At 64.8% G+C, this 15928-nt stretch carries 13 protein-coding genes and 1 pseudogene; 6 read left to right on the forward strand and 8 right to left on the reverse strand.

Features of this window, described 5'->3' with window-relative positions; all coding sequences use genetic code 11:
• Positions 1-8 precede the first annotated feature (8 nt).
• The 4 genes from egtD to egtA are packed head-to-tail and all read right to left on the reverse strand — an operon-like array spanning position 9 to position 4284.
• Entirely contained in the window at positions 9-989 is a 981-nt protein-coding gene (gene egtD / locus ACODSO_RS16875; protein WP_489037924.1) for an L-histidine N(alpha)-methyltransferase, read from the reverse strand.
• 10 nt (positions 990-999) lie between these two features.
• On the reverse strand, positions 1000-1740 hold the full coding sequence (gene egtC / locus ACODSO_RS16880) for an ergothioneine biosynthesis protein EgtC (RefSeq protein WP_489037925.1): 741 nt from the start codon (positions 1738-1740) through the stop codon (positions 1000-1002).
• Entirely contained in the window at positions 1733-3031 is a 1299-nt protein-coding gene (egtB, locus tag ACODSO_RS16885; RefSeq protein ID WP_489037926.1) for an ergothioneine biosynthesis protein EgtB, read from the reverse strand. The genes egtC and egtB overlap by 8 nt, the downstream gene beginning before the upstream one ends.
• Positions 3028-4284: an ergothioneine biosynthesis glutamate--cysteine ligase EgtA gene (gene egtA / locus ACODSO_RS16890; protein WP_489037927.1), complete on the reverse strand. Its 1257-nt coding sequence runs from the start codon at positions 4282-4284 to the stop codon at positions 3028-3030. The genes egtB and egtA overlap by 4 nt, the downstream gene beginning before the upstream one ends.
• Before the next feature lie 111 nt (positions 4285-4395).
• Between egtA and ACODSO_RS16895 the strand changes: the two genes are divergently transcribed.
• Positions 4396-5565: an aminotransferase class V-fold PLP-dependent enzyme gene (locus ACODSO_RS16895; protein ID WP_489037928.1), complete on the forward strand. Its 1170-nt coding sequence runs from the start codon at positions 4396-4398 to the stop codon at positions 5563-5565.
• A 130-nt stretch (positions 5566-5695) separates the two neighbouring features.
• Here the strand turns inward: ACODSO_RS16895 and ACODSO_RS16900 are convergent.
• Positions 5696-6583 (reverse strand): annotated as a pseudogene (locus tag ACODSO_RS16900) (DMT family transporter); the annotation flags it as partial.
• Here ACODSO_RS16900 and ACODSO_RS16905 point away from each other — a divergent pair.
• On the forward strand, positions 6584-7165 hold the full coding sequence (locus ACODSO_RS16905) for a TetR/AcrR family transcriptional regulator (RefSeq protein WP_489037930.1): 582 nt from the start codon (positions 6584-6586) through the stop codon (positions 7163-7165).
• A 70-nt stretch (positions 7166-7235) separates the two neighbouring features.
• Here the strand turns inward: ACODSO_RS16905 and ACODSO_RS16910 are convergent, their stop codons facing one another.
• Positions 7236-9293, reverse strand: coding sequence for an erythromycin esterase family protein (locus ACODSO_RS16910; protein WP_489037931.1), 2058 nt, complete (start codon positions 9291-9293; stop codon positions 7236-7238).
• A gap of 238 nt (positions 9294-9531) precedes the next feature.
• On the opposite strand from ACODSO_RS16910, the gene ACODSO_RS16915 reads away from it, so the two are divergent.
• Both ACODSO_RS16915 and pth read left to right on the forward strand, forming a co-directional pair.
• Positions 9532-10191, forward strand: coding sequence for a 50S ribosomal protein L25/general stress protein Ctc (locus tag ACODSO_RS16915; protein WP_068377908.1), 660 nt, complete (start codon positions 9532-9534; stop codon positions 10189-10191).
• A 90-nt stretch (positions 10192-10281) separates the two neighbouring features.
• On the forward strand, positions 10282-10860 hold the full coding sequence (gene pth / locus ACODSO_RS16920) for an aminoacyl-tRNA hydrolase (RefSeq protein ID WP_489037932.1): 579 nt from the start codon (positions 10282-10284) through the stop codon (positions 10858-10860).
• Here pth and ACODSO_RS16925 read toward each other — a convergent pair.
• The gene (locus tag ACODSO_RS16925) at positions 10857-12491 is read right to left on the reverse strand and encodes a fatty acyl-AMP ligase (RefSeq protein ID WP_489037934.1); all 1635 of its coding nucleotides are present in this window, start codon (positions 12489-12491) and stop codon (positions 10857-10859) included. The two genes, pth and ACODSO_RS16925, sit on opposite strands and share 4 nt — an antisense overlap.
• A 136-nt stretch (positions 12492-12627) precedes the next feature.
• On the opposite strand from ACODSO_RS16925, the gene ACODSO_RS16930 reads away from it, so the two are divergent.
• Together ACODSO_RS16930 and ACODSO_RS16935 are read left to right on the forward strand one after the other, a co-directional pair.
• Positions 12628-14289: a peptide chain release factor 3 gene (locus ACODSO_RS16930; RefSeq protein WP_068377915.1), complete on the forward strand. Its 1662-nt coding sequence runs from the start codon at positions 12628-12630 to the stop codon at positions 14287-14289.
• Positions 14290-14482: 193 nt separating this feature from the next.
• A complete protein-coding gene (locus tag ACODSO_RS16935) occupies positions 14483-15124 on the forward strand; it encodes a hypothetical protein (RefSeq protein ID WP_489037935.1) in 642 nt (213 codons plus the stop codon).
• 75 nt (positions 15125-15199) lie between these two features.
• On the opposite strand, the gene ACODSO_RS16940 is transcribed toward ACODSO_RS16935, so the two are convergent.
• Complete coding sequence (locus ACODSO_RS16940) at positions 15200-15901, reverse strand: DUF4166 domain-containing protein (RefSeq protein WP_489037936.1); 702 nt, start codon at positions 15899-15901, stop codon at positions 15200-15202.
• Between the last annotated feature and the right edge of the window lie 27 nt (positions 15902-15928).

The raw sequence follows: 15928 nt of genomic DNA on the forward strand, positions 1-15928 counted from the left end.
CAGGGCGCTCACTGGCTGTCGCCACGCCGCGCCAGGATGAGGGCGAACCGTTCCTGCGGATCCGTCCAGAACTCGTCGATGCGGAATCCCGCGTCGACGAGTTCTCGTTGGATCCCGTCGCGCCGGAACTTGGCCGAGATCTCGGTGCGGAGTTCTTCACCCTCGTCGAAGGTGACGTCGAGATCGAGGTCCTCGATACGAACCTGCTGAGTCTGCGTGGCGCGCAACCGCATCTCGATCCACTCCGCCTCGGCGTTCCACAACACGACGTGCTCGAAGCACCCGGTGTCGAAGTCGGCTCCGAGTCGATCGTTGAGCACGGACAGCACGTTCGCGTTGAATTGCGCGGTGACCCCTGCGGCGTCGTCGTACGCGGGAACCACGACATCCTCGTCGATGACGAGTCCGACACCGAGCAGCAGGAACTCCCCCGCAACGAGAGCCTGGGCAACGTCGGCCAGAAAAGTGGCTCGCTCTTCAGGAATGAGATTGCCGAGAGTGCCACCCAGAAAGGCGATGGTACGGCTCCCGTCGGCGGGCAGGTTCTGGAGTGTGTCGGTGAAATCGCTGACGATTCCCTGCACTTCGAGCGACGGAAACTCTTGTGCGAGCTGGCTGATCGCCCCCTCCAATGCCGACGGTGACACATCCTGCGGCACATACTTGCGCAGCGCACCGTGCTTCGTCCCGGCTGCGATCAACAACCGTGTCTTCTCCGAGGATCCCGAACCGAGTTCGACGAGGATAGCGGCGTCGGTCCGTTCGGCGATGTCGTAGGCATGAGCCTCGATCAGCGCCCGCTCGGTCCGCGTCGGGTAGTACTCGGGCAGCTCGGTGATCTGTTCGAACAGCGCGCTGCCGGTTGCGTCGTAGAACCATTTGGGCGAGAGCCACTTCGGTGACGCCGTCAAGCCTTGCCGCACGTCGGTGCGGAGGTCCTCCAGGAGCCTCTCCGGTGAAATGTGCACATCGAGCGCGATGTCCGACACGGTGTCTCCTTCAATCGAGGTCGGTGATGTCGACGTGTCCGGGGCGAGCGACGACGAACTTGCGGTCGCCGATCGCCTCCCAACCGGGGTTGTCGTCGAGAGGTTCGGATGCGACGGTGACCGAGTCCTCGGTCCGCAGAACGGACAACGCATGGTGCCGCGTCGTGGCGTACATCGTGGAGCCGTCACCGAGAAGTAGGTTCAGACGCGGCCCAGGAGAAGACTGCTCGACGCGTGCGACGAGCATCCGCAGCGCCTTCTCCGGCTCGTGTTCGACCAACAGGTGCCGGAGCACCACCCATAGCGCCGCGGAATCCGTCGGCGCCGGGAGGGTCAGGAGGTCTTTCGTGGGCACCTCCGACATCAGATCCACCAAGGCGTCGGGCCACCCGAACACGACACCGTTGTGACTGAAGGCCCAGGTGTCGTCGGTGAACGGCGCGCATGCACTCCGCTCCACCGGCATCCCGACCGTGGCCGAACGGACGGCGGCGACGACGGCAGTCGACGAGAGTCCGGAGAGTACATCGTCCACGGCCGGGTCCGTCCATATCGGCATCGGATTGCGATAGCTCGACAGTTTGTGCGTTCCGCCGGTCCACCACGCCGCACCGAAGCCGTCCGCATTGATGGTCCCGCCGCCGCGCATGTCCTTCGGCGCCCAGGACTGCACGCGAAGCGAGTTGGCCCCCTGCGTCAATACCTCACCCACGCTGCGTGCCGGACCGAGATAACCCAGATGTCTACACATCTCGTGCGCACCTGAAGCCGGCGAAGATCTGCCTCCGAATCGGGTGATCCCAGTTACGGAAGGTCCCCCGGCACGCAACCTCATCGGTGCCGAAGGATCCGCCGCGCAACACCCGGTAGTCACCGCGCAGAAAAACCTCGGAATACTCCGCATACGGGAACGGAGCGAAACCCGGGTACGGCCCGAACTCCGAGGACGTCCACTCCCACACGTCGCCGATCAAGTGCTGCACGCCGTGCGGTGACGCGCCTGCCGGGTACGCGCCGACCTCGGCGGGTTCGAGGTGGCGTTGGCCCAGGTTGGCGTGCAGCTCGGTCGGCTCGGCGTCGCCCCACGGATACCTGCGAACAGTCCCGGTCGACGGATCGAACCGCGCCGCCTTCTCCCATTCCGCTTCCGTCGGAAGACGTTTGCCTGCCCAGTTGGCGTATGCCTCGGCCTCGAAGAAACACACGTGCACCACGGGCTGGTTCGGCTTCACAGGTTCCGTCACCCCGAATACCCGACGCCACCAGCTGCCGTCGGCATCGCGCTCCCAGAACTGGGGTGCGCGGAGACCTTCGGTGGTGCGGTGGGCCCAACCTCGCTCGCTCCACAGTTCGGGCCGGCCGTACCCGTCGTCTGCGATGAACTCCCCGTACTGACCGTTGGTGACGGGTGCGACGTCGATCGCAAACGTCGGGACGTACGTTGCATGCGCGGGGCGCTCGTTGTCGAGCGCCCACGGGTCGAGGGTGGTGCCCATGGTGAATACACCGCCCTCGATGATCGCTTCACCGGCTGCGCTGACACGCGCCTTCGGCGGCTGCGGGGCATGGAGAACAGCAGGGCCGGTACGGAGTTGGTGAGTCGCGAGCATCGTCTCGTCGTGCTGCTGTTCGTGCTGCGCGACCATCCCGAAGGCGAAGCCGTCCCGTTCGAGCCTACGGCCGTCGAGCGGGCTCGCACCGAGGACGTCCCACACCTTGTCGCGAACAGTCGACACGTAGGCGCGTGCCTCGTCGGGAGACAGCAAGGGCAGCGCGCGCCTGCTGGACCGGGAATGTTTGAACGCGTCGTACAGCTCGTCGATGTCCTGGCGCACTGGCTCTCGGCCGCCGACGTCACGCACGAGCCAGAGTTCTTCTTGGTTTCCGATGTGCGCCAGATCCCAGACGAGAGGGCTCATCAGCGGAGAATGTTGCGCGGTGAGGTCGGTGTCGTCGACGCACTCGGTGAGCGCAGCGCTGCGTGCCCGGCTGCGCGTGAGAACGGTCTCGACCTTGCTCCTGAGATCTTCGATGCTGGTCACACCGACTCCTTTCGCGTCGCCGTGTCGTTGCTGAGCGTCGGCGGCTCACCGGCGCGACATCGTTCGGCGGCCTGTGCCACGACGTCGCCGTACACGGCGGAGTTGGCTGCAGCCAGGTGCAGCAGGTCCTCGGCTGTCGACCGCAGGCCATGATCGGCCAGTCCGTCCCTGGCTGCGTCGATCCAGCGGCCCGCGGATCTCCGCGCGAGGTCGGTGGCGTGCGTGGTGATCGCCGGATCGGACAGCAGCGCGTCGAGAACGGCGGTGGGGACGACCCACTGACCGTCGGGTTGCGCGTCGAGGTATCTGACCTCGAGATGACCACAGGCCCGCACGTGGGGAAACAGGGTCGTCAAGTGGTAGTCGAGATCGGCAACGGTCGGGGAACGGCCGACGAGTTTCTCGTCCTCGAGCCACTGCGCGAACGTCGTTCCCACCGGAGCGTCCCAGCTCTCGCCGTCACTGCGGATGCACAGCAGCGGCACGTCCAAGGCCCAGCTCGCGTAGTCGGACACGGGATCATCGGTGGCGGGGACTTCGGTTCTGCTGTCGTCCAATTCGAGCCAGGTGCGCATGCGTTGCGATGCCCAGTGTCCGGCGGGAGCACCGCGAAGCGTCGGTGAGCACGCGAACGCAGCAATAAGTGCCGGTCCGATGGTGTCGAGCATGGTCCACCGCCGTGCGATGTCGGCGCGATCCGCCCCGGCGTCGACACTGACCTGCGCTGCCGCGGTATTGCACATCATGAGCTTGCCGAACGGACCGATGGTGGTGAACCGGTTCTCCATCGCGCAGTATCGCGGTAGAACGAGCAGGCGATGGGGGTCCCTGTCGGGGTCGGCGGGAGCCGACACCATAGAGAGGTGGCCGGCGTCCATCAGCTGCGCCAGAATGTCGGCGTCGGCGTTCAGTGCTCTCTGAAGTTCCTGCACGGACGCGTGCGGTGAGCTTGACAGTTCGATCTGGCCACCAGGTTCGATGGTGACGGCACTACCGCCCGGCAACGTCAGGGCGGGTGAATTCGGTGCGATGCTGCGCGGTGCGTACTCCCCCAGCGCAGTGGCAATCTGGTCGAGCGAAGGCCTGTCGCCGTTCTCGGTGTAGGTCAACCATTCGAGTTCGGCGCCGATGAGTTGCGGTGGTCCGAGCTTGAAACACACCTTCGACACGTATGCCTCGGCAGCTGGCCGCGAGCTCAGACCCAGGGACTTCTCGTTGGACGACACATCCGCCTCCTCATGTTCCGAGCACATCTACCCTGACCGATTCGCGCCGAAACGCCGCGCTTGTGACAGCCTTGCTTCGACAGTAGCCACGAGTCCACCACAGCGCACCGACAATTCTTCGTCCAGGAAGGCGCCCGCATGTTCGACCTCGACCGGATCCGTCGTGATACTCCCGCTGCCGCTAGTGCGGTATTTCTGGACAGCGCCGGATCCTCGCTCCCACCGGATCCCGTCGTCGAGACCGCCATCGCGCATCTTCGTCGGGAAGCGGTTGTCGGTGGCTACCGGGCCGCGAACGAGCGAATGGCCGATCTCGCGGCCGTCAAGAGTTCGATCGCGAAGTTGATCGGTGCACAGGCGTCGGACATCGCGTTGAGCGACAGCGCAACTCGATCGTGGAGCGACTTCTTCTACTCGATCCCCTTGGCCGAGGGCGATCGGATTCTGCTGTGCGAGGTCGAGTACGCCTCCAATGCGATCGCGGCGCTGCAGCGAGCTGCCACGGTCGGCGCCGTCGTGGAGTTCGTGCCGAGTGATCCGTCGGGGCAGATCGACTTGAATGCGTTGGAACGAATGCTCGACGATCGTGTCCGAATAGTCTCACTTGTGCACGCCCCCACCAACGGTGGCCTGATCAATCCGGCACGAGAGGTCGCGGAACTCGCGCACCGCCACGGCGCGTTGGTCCTGCTCGACGCCTGCCAGTCGATCGGACAGGTGCGCGTGGACGTCGGCGAACTCGGCGTCGATGCTCTCAGCGCGACGGGCCGCAAGTGGTTGCGCGGGCCACGTGGAACCGGCTTCCTCTATCTGCGTCCGGAATTGGCGGCGTCGCTGGAACCGCCCGCGCTCGATCTGCACAGCGCGCAGTGGGTAAACAAGACGGAGTTCCAACTTGCTGCCGACGTCACGCGGTTCGAGTTCTGGGAGTGCGACGTCGCTGCTCGTCTCGCGCTCGGCACGGCTGTCGACTACCTGCTGGACATCGGAATCGACACCGCCGAGGACGCGGTCCGGGAACGGGCGACGTACCTGCGCGCGCAGCTGCGGGGTGTCGACGGAGTGACCGTGCACGATCTGGGCGAGCGCAAGAGCGGCATCGTGTCCTTCACCGTGGACGGCAAGATCCCCACCGACGTGCGCGACGCCTTGGCCGCGCGGGGCATCACCGTCACCGTGAGTCACCGTCGCTCGACTCTCGTCGATATGAACCAACGGGGACTGGACGCGGTGATCCGGGCGTCTCCGCATTACTTCGTGACGTTCGGGCAGCTCGACGAGATGGTCGCGGCGCTTCGTTCGCTGTAGGCGCTCCGCGCCAGTGGCACGAAAAAGCGTCCCAGAGTGCACTCGACCATGCCACTGCGGCGGAGCCGCCCAGCCATGCCACTGCGGCGGAGCCGCCCAGCCACCCGACCGCGGCCGAGCCACACACCCCGGCGAGGGTGACCGCGAGGCCCACCACCGCCAGCCAGGTGATGCGGTCGTCGAACATCATCCATGCCCACAGCATCGTGGTCGCCGGGGTCAGATACAGCAGCGCGCTGACCCGGGTGGCGCCGCTGCGGCGCAGGACGAACAGGTAGGTCCCGTATGCGCCGAACGTGGAGAACACCACCACCCATGCGACCGCCGCCCAGAATCCCGTCGTGAGCGGAGGTGTCGCGTCGCCCGCGATCAGGCTCCATGCCATGAACAGCACCGCGGACACGGCAGCTTGGATGCACAGCGCCAGCGGAATGGGTTCGGTCGTCCCGAGCCTGCGTTCGAGGACCGTGCCTGCGGACAGCGCCAGCGTTCCGCCCAGCGGGAGTAGATATACCGGCCACGCTGCCGCGCCACCGCCGAGGTCTCCTGCGACGACGAGCACGACTCCGGTGAAGCCGACCGCGAGCCCGATCCGTCGACTCGCCGGGAACTCCTCGCCGAGGAATCGACTCGACAGGGCCGCGACGACGAGCGGCTGCAGGGCTGCGATCAGTGCGGCTGTTCCGGCCGGAACTCCGAGACCGACGCCGGTGACGAGGCAGCCGAGGTAGAGGAACTGGCAGAAGAACCCGAGCACTGTCTGACGCCTGACACCGCGCCATGTGGGTCGCAGTCCGCGATACCAGCACCACGCGGCCAGAATCGCGACCGCGACGACGTATCGCCAGGCGAGCAGGGTGTGCGCGGGAGCCTGAGCGGTGCCGAGGTCCGCACCGATGAATCCCGAGCTCCACAGAATTACCAGGGATACAGCTGCAAGGTTGTCTACTCGGGTCATGCGATTGAGGTAACCATACAGGTCTGTATACTTGCAGTGGACCTGTGATCGGAGACACATATGAGCATCACCGCGAAACCGCTGACCCCCGCGGGCGAACGCATACTCACCGTGGCGAGCGCGCTGTTCTACGACCGCGGAATCCGCGCCGTCGGCGTCGACCTCATCGCCGATGAAGCCGGAACGACGAAGAAGACGCTGTACGACAGGTTCGGATCCAAGGACGGACTCGTACTGCGCTATCTGCAACGTCGATACCAGATGTGGTGCGAGTTCGTACTCGACCACATCAGCGCCTTCGAGCCTGGGACCGAACGAATCCTCGGCGTCTTCGACGCCCTCGAGACCTGGATGCGCGCGAACCGTCGCGGGTGCGGATTCGTCAACGCGTTCGCAGAGTTCGGCGGTACCGACCATCCGGCGCTCGAAGTGATCCGAGCCGAGAAGGACTGGACCAGGTCACTGTTCGTTCGACTCGCCACCGAGGGCGGCTTTCCGAACCCCGAAACGCTCGGCACTCAACTCTCGTTGGTACACGAGGGCGCCGTGGTCATGAGTACGGCCGGAGCCCGCGACGACGCCATCGACGTGGCCAGGTCGATCGCGCGATCTCTCGACGGAATGGGTGACGTTTCACGGTAATTCGGAACGTCGACCCGACGAAGGCCACGCGATCACGCCGAGGACCGGGTCCGCTACTGTGTTCGAAGCCCTACAGAGCGGACGGGTAGGTCTCCGGAATCTGTCCGGTCACCCACAGACTCGTCCGCTCCAGGGGTTCGAGCGCGGTGGTCCGATCGATATGGATGATCGCATCGAATTGATCTCCTGCTCGGGCGTGGAAGTAGTGGCTCTGCCTTTCGGTATCCGGCCGGTAGATCACTCCGATTGCCCGCTCGAGACGCGTCGACGATGCAACCTCGACTGCTCGACCGTGAACCGTCGTAGGAATCATGAATGCGTCTGTGTCACCGATGGACTCGTGCAGAAGCGCCTCGATACTGGTGCTCAGAGAAGGACGCACCACCTTGCATTCCGCGTCACCGCCCCAAGTACTCGACGCCGTGACCGTTCCCTCGTGCGTCGTCATACCGATGAGCCTGCAGCTGTCCCCGTAGCGTTCTCGCACCAACTGTCCGACGGTCAGTTCGCCCTGCACACCCAATTCGGTAGCACGTGCATCTCCGACGTGTGAATTGTGCGCCCAGACGACAACCTTTGCGGGATCACCTGTTCGGTGTCCGAGATGGACGATCAACGCATCGAGAGTGTCGGCCATGTGCCGGTCGCGCAGGTTCCACGACGATACCCGTCCACCGAACATCGTTCGGTAGTACGCCTCCGCGTCACGCACGCTCGCGGCATTGCGTTCGGCGTGGAACAACTCGTCGGCGGCTATCTGCCCGTCGCGGTGCGCATACGCCTCCGCGCTTGCCCTCAATTCGACCAGTTGGTCGACCACTTGGGCTTCGCACGTCTCTCCTGCACCGAATGCCGCGGCGTAGCCGTACGATTGGCCATCTTCACCCGTGACCAGGTCGAAGCATCCGTACCGCTCCCGGGCTCGCGCGGCTGCATCTGGGTCGACGGCGTCGAGGTACTCGATCACCTGGTTCATCGATCGATGCAAGCTGTACAGGTCGAGTCCGTAGAAGCCGGTATGCAACCGCGGATCGGCGATCCCGTCGTTGCGATCGCGCAGCCACTGCGTGAATTCTTCCATGACGGTGTTGCGCCACATCCACCCTGGAAACCGTTCGAATCCGCGCAGCGACATCTCGGCCGACGTATCCGTCCCGCCCCCGCGCACATACCGGTCGACGCGGTAAGCGTCGGGCCAGTCCGCCTCGGCGGCCACGGCATCGAAGCCGGCTTCCTCTATCAATCGCTTGGTGATTTCAGCTCGTGCAGAATAGAACTCGTGAGTTCCGTGCGAGCTCTCGCCGATGAGAACCACGTTCGCGTCACCGACCAGATCGAGTATCGCCGCGGTCGACGGCACACCGCGTGGAGCCTCGACAGCGATTGCTCGAATCGCGTCCACGGCAGATCCGCTCCCCGTCGCCGCACCACGCTCGACTACCCCCAGGGTCGTCGTCGGCGTCGACAGGAGGTCTCGAACCTCACGGTCGGTGACTTGGGTGAAGTCCCAGAACGACTCTCCCACAGAGAGAAACGGGGACGGCATGGTCGCGCACACCATCTCGTCCACCATGGAGGCCAGCTCCCGACACGTCGATTCCGGCGCTGCCGGAACAGCGACGATGATTTTCGCCGGATCCTGCGCCCGCAACGTGTCGATCGCGGCGAACATGCTCGAGCCCGTCGCAAGACCGTCGTCCACGACGATGACCGTTCGCCCGCTCACATCCACAGGCGGCCTTCCTTGTCGGTACACCGCCTCGCGCCGAATGAGCTCCCGACCTTCGCGGTCGACCACCGCACGCAGTTGCTCGGCCGAGATTCTCAGGTCGCGGACCACGTCGTCGTTGATCACGAGGCGCCCGCCGCTCGCGAGCGCGCCGACAGCGAACTCCTCGTGATGTGGGGCACCGATCTTGCGCACCACGAACGCATCGAGAGGCGCACCGAGCGCCGACGCGACCTCCCAGGCAACCGGAATGCCGCCTCTGGCGAGTCCGAGAACGATCACGTCGGCGTCGCCACGATGCGCTTCGAGCAGCCCAGCCAACACTCGACCGGCTTCTTTCCGGTCCCGGAACACCCGTGCCGTTCCCGCCGCAGCACTACCCGAACTTCGCCGTCCCATGACGAAAACTCTGCTCCGGTGCCGGACCGAGCGCGTAGGGTCTTTCGGCCCTGCCTGCGCTTCTTTGGACGCTGATTTCCCTCGATCGAAGCCGTCCGGTAGCATACTGCAGGTTGTCTCGGCGAGGGTAGATCCGACCAGGATCTACCGTGATCGACGCGGCTCGGCCCCTGGCCCTGCTCGTACGTGTCCGCCCCGACGAGTCTTGTCCACGATCGATCCAGGAGCTGAAAGTCACATGGCAAACGAAGTAAACAATCTCAAGGCGATCGTCCGCACCGAATTCGGCAAGGGCGCTGCTCGCCGCACACGTCGCGACGGCCAGGTTCCTGCCGTTCTCTACGGACACGGCACCGATCCCCAGCACCTCGCGCTCGATTCTCGCGCGTTCGCGGCGGTTCTGCGTAACCACGGCACCAACGCCGTTCTGACGCTCGACATCGACGGTTCGGAGCAGGTCGCACTGACCAAGTCCGTCGTCGTTCACCCGATCAAGCGCAGCATCGAGCATGCCGACCTCCTCGTCCTCAAGAAGGGTGAGCGCGTCACCGTCGAGGTCAACGTCATCGTCGAAGGTGACGCTGCCGCCGGATCGCTCGTCTACACCGACTCGACCTCCGTCGAGATCGAGGCCGACGCACTGTCGATCCCGGAGCAGATCGAGGTCTCGATCGAGGGCGCCGAGATCGGCACCCAGATCCTGGCAGGCGCGCTGGCATTGCCGGAGGGCGTCACGCTGATCTCCGATCCCGAGCTGCTGCTCGTCAACGTCGTCGAGGCTCCGTCCGAGGAAGACCTCGAGGCCGAGGGCGAGGGCACCGAGCCTGTCTCCGAGACCGGGGAAGCGGAAACTCAGGAAGAGGCCGCGTCGGACGAGAGCAGCTCCGACGAGAGCTAGTCTCACCTCATCACTCCCCTTCGGCGCGCCGTTCCCCTCCCAGGGAGCGGCGCGCCGAAGGCGTCTCACTCGAATGGGAGCACGAACACTGTGACTGCGAAGACAGCGCTGATCGTCGGCCTCGGTAACCCGGGGTCACAGTACGAGACCACTCGCCACAACGCTGGATTCATGGTCGCCGACGTGCTCGCAGATCGGATCGGTGCGAAGTTCTCCTCGCACAAGAAGTCGAACTCCGACATCGTGACCGCCCGGCTCGGCGACCGATCGGTGATCGTCGCGAAGCCCCGCACGTTCATGAATCTCTCCGGTCAACCGGTTGCAGCACTGGCACGCTTCTACTCCGTGGAACCGGCGGACATCGTGGTCGTACACGACGAACTCGACATCGACTTCGGCGCGATCCGCCTGAAACTCGGCGGCGGCGAGGGCGGACACAACGGATTGCGTTCCATCACACAGCATCTCGGAACCAAGGACTATCTGCGGGTCCGGGTCGGCGTGGGACGGCCGCCGGGGCGGATGGATCCGGCCTCGTATGTGCTCAAGCCGTTTTCGTCGGCTGAGCACAAGGACCTCGGAGTGATCTGCGAGGAAGCTGCCGATGCCGCCGAGCTGGTCCTGCGTGTCGGCCTGGAGGCCGCGCAGAATCAGGTGCACCCCCGCTAGCCCAGCAGCGAAGCCGAGTTCGACCGGCGCAGCTTCCCCGACGACGTCTTGGGGATCGAGCCTGGCCCGAGGACGGCGACGGTTCGCGGTCGGACGCCGACCTCGGAGTGCACCGCATGCACCACCTCGTGCTCGATGCGTTTGACCTCATCGGGATTCTGGAAGTCGTTGGTCTCCACGGCAACTGCGAAGCTCTCGCGCTTGTCGCCCGCATCGAGCCGGATGGCGACGGCGTTGCCCGGGCGTACTCCACGTACCGATCCCGCGGCGCGTTCGATATCCGTTGGATAGATGTTGCGGCCACCCATGATGATGACGTCCTTGATGCGCCCGCAGACGACCACGAGACCTTCCTCGGTGAAGTAGCCGACGTCGCCGGTGTCGAGCCAGCCGTCGGCGTTCTGTGTGGCGACCGGTCCTTCGACGGTGATGTAACCCGGCGTCACCGCTCTACCTCGCACCTCGATGATCCCGACGCCACGGGCCGTCAGGACCTGGCCTTCCTTGTCGACGACGCGCCCTTCGAGATTGGGCACCATCTTGCCCAGTGTCGCGAGCCTGCGAAGATTGCCCTTCGTCGCGGGCACCGCGCGTCCCATCGCTTCGAGCAGATCGGCGTCGACGACATCGAGCACCTGACCTTGAAGCGGGTCCGGAATGGACACGGCGAGTGTCGTTTCCGCCATGCCGTACACCGGGGCGAGCGCCAACGGATCCAATTTGTACGGCTTCCCGGCCTCGGCAAGCGACATCATCGTGTCGGGGTCGACCGGCTCGGCGCCGTTCCAGGCGTACCGCAGCGAGCTCAAGTCGAGATCGAGATCGTCCTCGGCTTGCGACAACCGCCGCGCCAGCAGTGAGTACGCGAAATTCGGTGCTGCCGTGACGGTTCCACGATACTTGTGGATGAGCTTGGCCCACAGCAACGGTGACCGAAGGAAGTCGAGCGGGGTGATGCTGACGACCTCGGCGCCGACCTGCATCGGAACGGTCAGGAAGCCCACCATTCCCATGTCGTGGAACAGCGGCAGCCACGACACCATCACGTCCGAATCGACGTCGAACTTGATTCGGTCGATCATCGCGTAGGCGTTGACGTAGAAGTTCTCGTGCGTGATCCGCACGGCCTTCGGCGACCCGGTGGAACCGGACGTCAACTGCTGCAACGCGATGTCGGATTCGTCGGTGTCGACGGGATCGAGGTCCCGTCCGGCCCGCATGTCCTCGATCTTCAGCACAGTGATGCCGCGTTCTTCGAGAATCGGAGCGGCGATATCGAACGGTGCACCCAGAATGACGGCCTTGGCCTCGATCATCCGCACGACAGTCTCGGTGTCGGTGCCCCACACAGCCAGATCGGTCCGCGGCGTCGGCTGGTGCAACATCGTCACCGAACCGCCGCGCATCCAGGTCGCCTGGCACGCCGGCGCGATGTCGACGGGCTGACCCGCCAGGATGCCGATAGCATCGCCTCGATCGATTCCCGCGTCTGCGAGCGCCCCGGCCATCGATCTGGCCACCCGGTGGATTTCTCCCCAGGACTGGCGCAGCGCCTCATCGGGCTCGCCGGTGACCAGCCCACGCTTGCTGGTGCGAGCCGTCGCGAACATCTCTTCGGTGAACTTGCTCAATGCTCATCTCCTGTGAGAAAAATCCCGACCCCCTCCACGCTATTGAATCCGCACCCGGACGGGAACCGTTACCGACGAATACGTCCGAGTACCCTGGTACCGGCAACACGCCCACATTGAAGTAGAAGAGGTTCGCTTGAGCACGCCCGATTCGGTAGACACCGGCACCACCCCCACCGAGTCGGCCCCGAAAAGCGTTCACAAAGAGCTAGCGGGCGAGGTCGAACGTCGCCGCACCTTCGCCGTCATCTCGCATCCCGACGCCGGTAAGTCCACGCTGACCGAGGCGCTCGCGCTGCACGCTCGCGTCATTTCCGAGGCCGGTGCCATCCACGGCAAAGCCGGCCGACGCTCCACCGTCTCGGACTGGATGGAGATGGAAAAGGCTCGCGGCATCTCGGTGAGCTCCACGGCGTTGCAGTTCAACTACCAGGTCGACCCGACGGTCGACGACATCAACGTCATCAACCTCGTCGACACCCCTGGCCACGCCGACTTCTCGGAAGACACGTACCGAGTACTGACGGCCGTCGACGCCGCGGTGATGCTCATCGACGCAGCCAAGGGCCTCGAACCGCAAACCCTCAAGCTGTTCCAGGTGTGCCGCCAGTTCGGCATTCCGGTCATCACTGTCATCAACAAGTGGGATCGCCCGGGCCAGTCGCCGCTGGAGCTTCTCGACGAGATCGAGACACGCATCGGATTGACGCCGACGCCGCTGTACTGGCCGGTCGGCATCGCGGGTGACTTCCGTGGACTGCTCGACGTTCGGGAAGGCAACTACATTCGCTTCACCCGTACCGCAGGCGGCGCGACCATCGCCCCCGAGGAACTCATGGACGCCGACGCCGCTGCCGCGCGCGAGGGCTCGGACTGGGACACGGCGCTCGAGGAGAGCGAGCTTCTCGTCTCCAGCGGTCAGGGACACGACCAGGAAATGTTCCTCGCAGGCCAGACATCTCCGGTTATCTTCGGGTCCGCGATGCTGAACTTCGGCGTCAGACAGATCCTCGACACCCTCGTCGCATTGGCGCCCGCTCCGGGACCTCGCGAGGACGTCACGGGCGGCGTCCGCGAGGTCACCGATCCGTTCAGTGCAGTCGTGTTCAAGGTCCAGGCCGGTATGGACACCGCGCATCGTGACCGACTGGCCTTCATGCGCGTCGTATCCGGCGTGTTCGAACGCGGCATGGTCGTCACCCACGCCCAGACCGGAAAGCCGTTCACGACGAAATATGCACTCACGGTCTTCGGCCGCGAGCGCACCACCGTCGAGAACGCATACCCGGGAGATGTCGTCGGCCTCGTCAACGCGACGGCACTCGCTCCCGGACATACGTTGTTCAGCGAGAAGAAGGTCGAGTACCCGCCGATTCCGTCCTTCGCCCCCGAACACTTCGCCGCGTTGCGCGTCGACAGCGCGGACAAGTACAAGAAGTTCCGACGCGCAGTGGAACAGATGGACTCCGAAGGCGTAGTCCAGGTATTGCGCAACGACATTCGCGGCGACGCCTCCCCTGTGCTCGCCGCCGTCGGACCGATGCAGTTCGAGGTCGTCACAGCCAGAATGAAAACCGAGTTCGGCGTCGACGCCCGGCTCGAACCCCTCGGCTACTCGGTGGCCAGGCGCACCGACGCAGACTCGGCCGTCGAGCTCGGCCGTCAACGCGGAGTGGAAGTCTTCACGCGCACCGACGGGGCGTTGCTCGCGCTCGTCAGCGACAAGTGGCGACTGCAATACCTGGAGAAGGAGATGCCCGAGCTGACGTTGGAGCCGCTCGTCGCCGCAGGCGAGTAGCGCGCAGGTCGTGGCCTGGGTTACGTGTGCAGAACGGACACATGAATCCCAAGATCGCCCCATAAACCGGTGAAGTGTTATTCTTCGGTGGTCCGAACGGACTTCGAGTATGTTTCTTGGCAGTCGCGGAGTTCCACGTATCCGAAGAGCTTCAAATTACCGATGTGGGGTTGGCAATGACACAGGGTTCGCTATGACGCAGGGATCCAGCTATCCGCTGGCGGGAATCAAGATCGGTCAGGCACCGGCTCATCGTCTGAGCACGCCCACGCCGAAGCTGGCCGTCGGAGTGTCACCGTCCACGTCGGACGCACCTGAGGAGAAGGCGGAGGCCGCCGAACCGACCGACGAGGCGACCGCAACCCCACCCAAAGCTCAGGCCAAGACCGACGAGCAGAACGCATCGAAGACCGTGACGAAGCACGACCCCAGTACGACGCCAAAGCAGCCCTCCAAGGAATCGAACGAGGTTGAAGTGACTACTAGCGATCAGATCTCCGAGCACGGCCTGCCCACCAACGGCCGCTCCACTCATTCGTCCAGCGCCGGCGCGGGCTCGACCTCCACGGGCGTCGGCCGTAGCGGCGCTCCGGACCGCCGCACCGCCATGGGCGTTGCATCGGTGCGTATCGCCGGACGCCTCACGCAGAACGAGCTGGGTAGCCGCACCGGCGACATCCGCACCCCCGACACCTCCGTCGGACCCGACGAGCTGCTCCAGCTTCTGGGTGAGTACCTCGTCTCCGGTGGACTTCAGAACCCGGAGATCCACGTCCGGTCCAACGGTCAGACCATCGTCCTCGATCTGCTCAACCCAGCCAAGGGCTACCGCTGATCCTGTAAGACCTGGCGTCGGAACGCCTCTGGCTGGGCTATTTCCAGTGCCAGAGGGTTCCTTGCTGTGCCCGAATCATTCTCGTTCGACGAGCCTGGACGGCACCGCATCTTCGGGGATCTCCGACGCGGCGCACGGGCGCTCTTCCGCAGTGAACCACCCGTGATAGTGGAACAACGTCCCGAGCACTCGGCTCGTCACGTCGATCTGGATGCGGTGGCGCTGCTCGCCCTCGTCCCACCATTCGCGAGCCGACGTCAGCGCCGAAGCGAGTTGCGGGATACGAACACCGAGGACTCGCGGCGCGTCACTGTCGAGCACCAGACCGCCGTCGCTGTCGACGCTGCACCTGGTGTGGACGATCATGTCCGAGGAGTACCCGAGGTAGTCGAGCGCGAAGTCAGGCGACGCGGTACGCGCCGGCGTCACCATGATCGAGTTCATTCCCTGTGGCTTGCCGGCGAAGGCAAATCTGCGTACGAACGCGAGCGTCTCCCGGCCGATGTCGTCGACGTAGGCGTAATTCGCGATCGTGAATGGAACGTCGCTCGCTTTTCCTGCCGGGAACAGGCCGCGCCGACCACCGAGCCACAGAACCGGGGGCGGGACCAGCGCAGAATGCCGCATCTCTTCCATGACCCCGACGCCCAGCTGGCATCTGTTGTCCGCAGAGGACACACCGAAGCGCCACTGAACCTTCGGGTGCAACTTCTCGAAATCGGAGCCGAGCGCTGTCCTGACGACGGAGCTTGCGCTCGTGTGCGATCCAGTTCCCATCCTCACACCGTACGTATCGATCGCGGT

It is taken from the genome of Rhodococcus sp. FG69 (assembly GCF_057808915.1).

Coding starts and splice junctions, on each gene's coding strand:
- ACODSO_RS16905 (WP_489037930.1), top strand. CDS start 6,584: ATGAGCATCACCGCGAAACCGCTGACCCCCGCGGGCGAACGCATACTC.
- ACODSO_RS16910 (WP_489037931.1), bottom strand. CDS start 9,293: ATGGGACGGCGAAGTTCGGGTAGTGCTGCGGCGGGAACGGCACGGGTG.
- ACODSO_RS16915 (WP_068377908.1), top strand. CDS start 9,532: ATGGCAAACGAAGTAAACAATCTCAAGGCGATCGTCCGCACCGAATTC.
- ACODSO_RS16940 (WP_489037936.1), bottom strand. CDS start 15,901: ATGGGAACTGGATCGCACACGAGCGCAAGCTCCGTCGTCAGGACAGCG.
- ACODSO_RS16935 (WP_489037935.1), top strand. CDS start 14,483: ATGACGCAGGGATCCAGCTATCCGCTGGCGGGAATCAAGATCGGTCAG.
- ACODSO_RS16895 (WP_489037928.1), top strand. CDS start 4,396: ATGTTCGACCTCGACCGGATCCGTCGTGATACTCCCGCTGCCGCTAGT.
- egtC (WP_489037925.1), bottom strand. CDS start 1,740: ATGTGTAGACATCTGGGTTATCTCGGTCCGGCACGCAGCGTGGGTGAG.
- egtA (WP_489037927.1), bottom strand. CDS start 4,284: ATGTGCTCGGAACATGAGGAGGCGGATGTGTCGTCCAACGAGAAGTCC.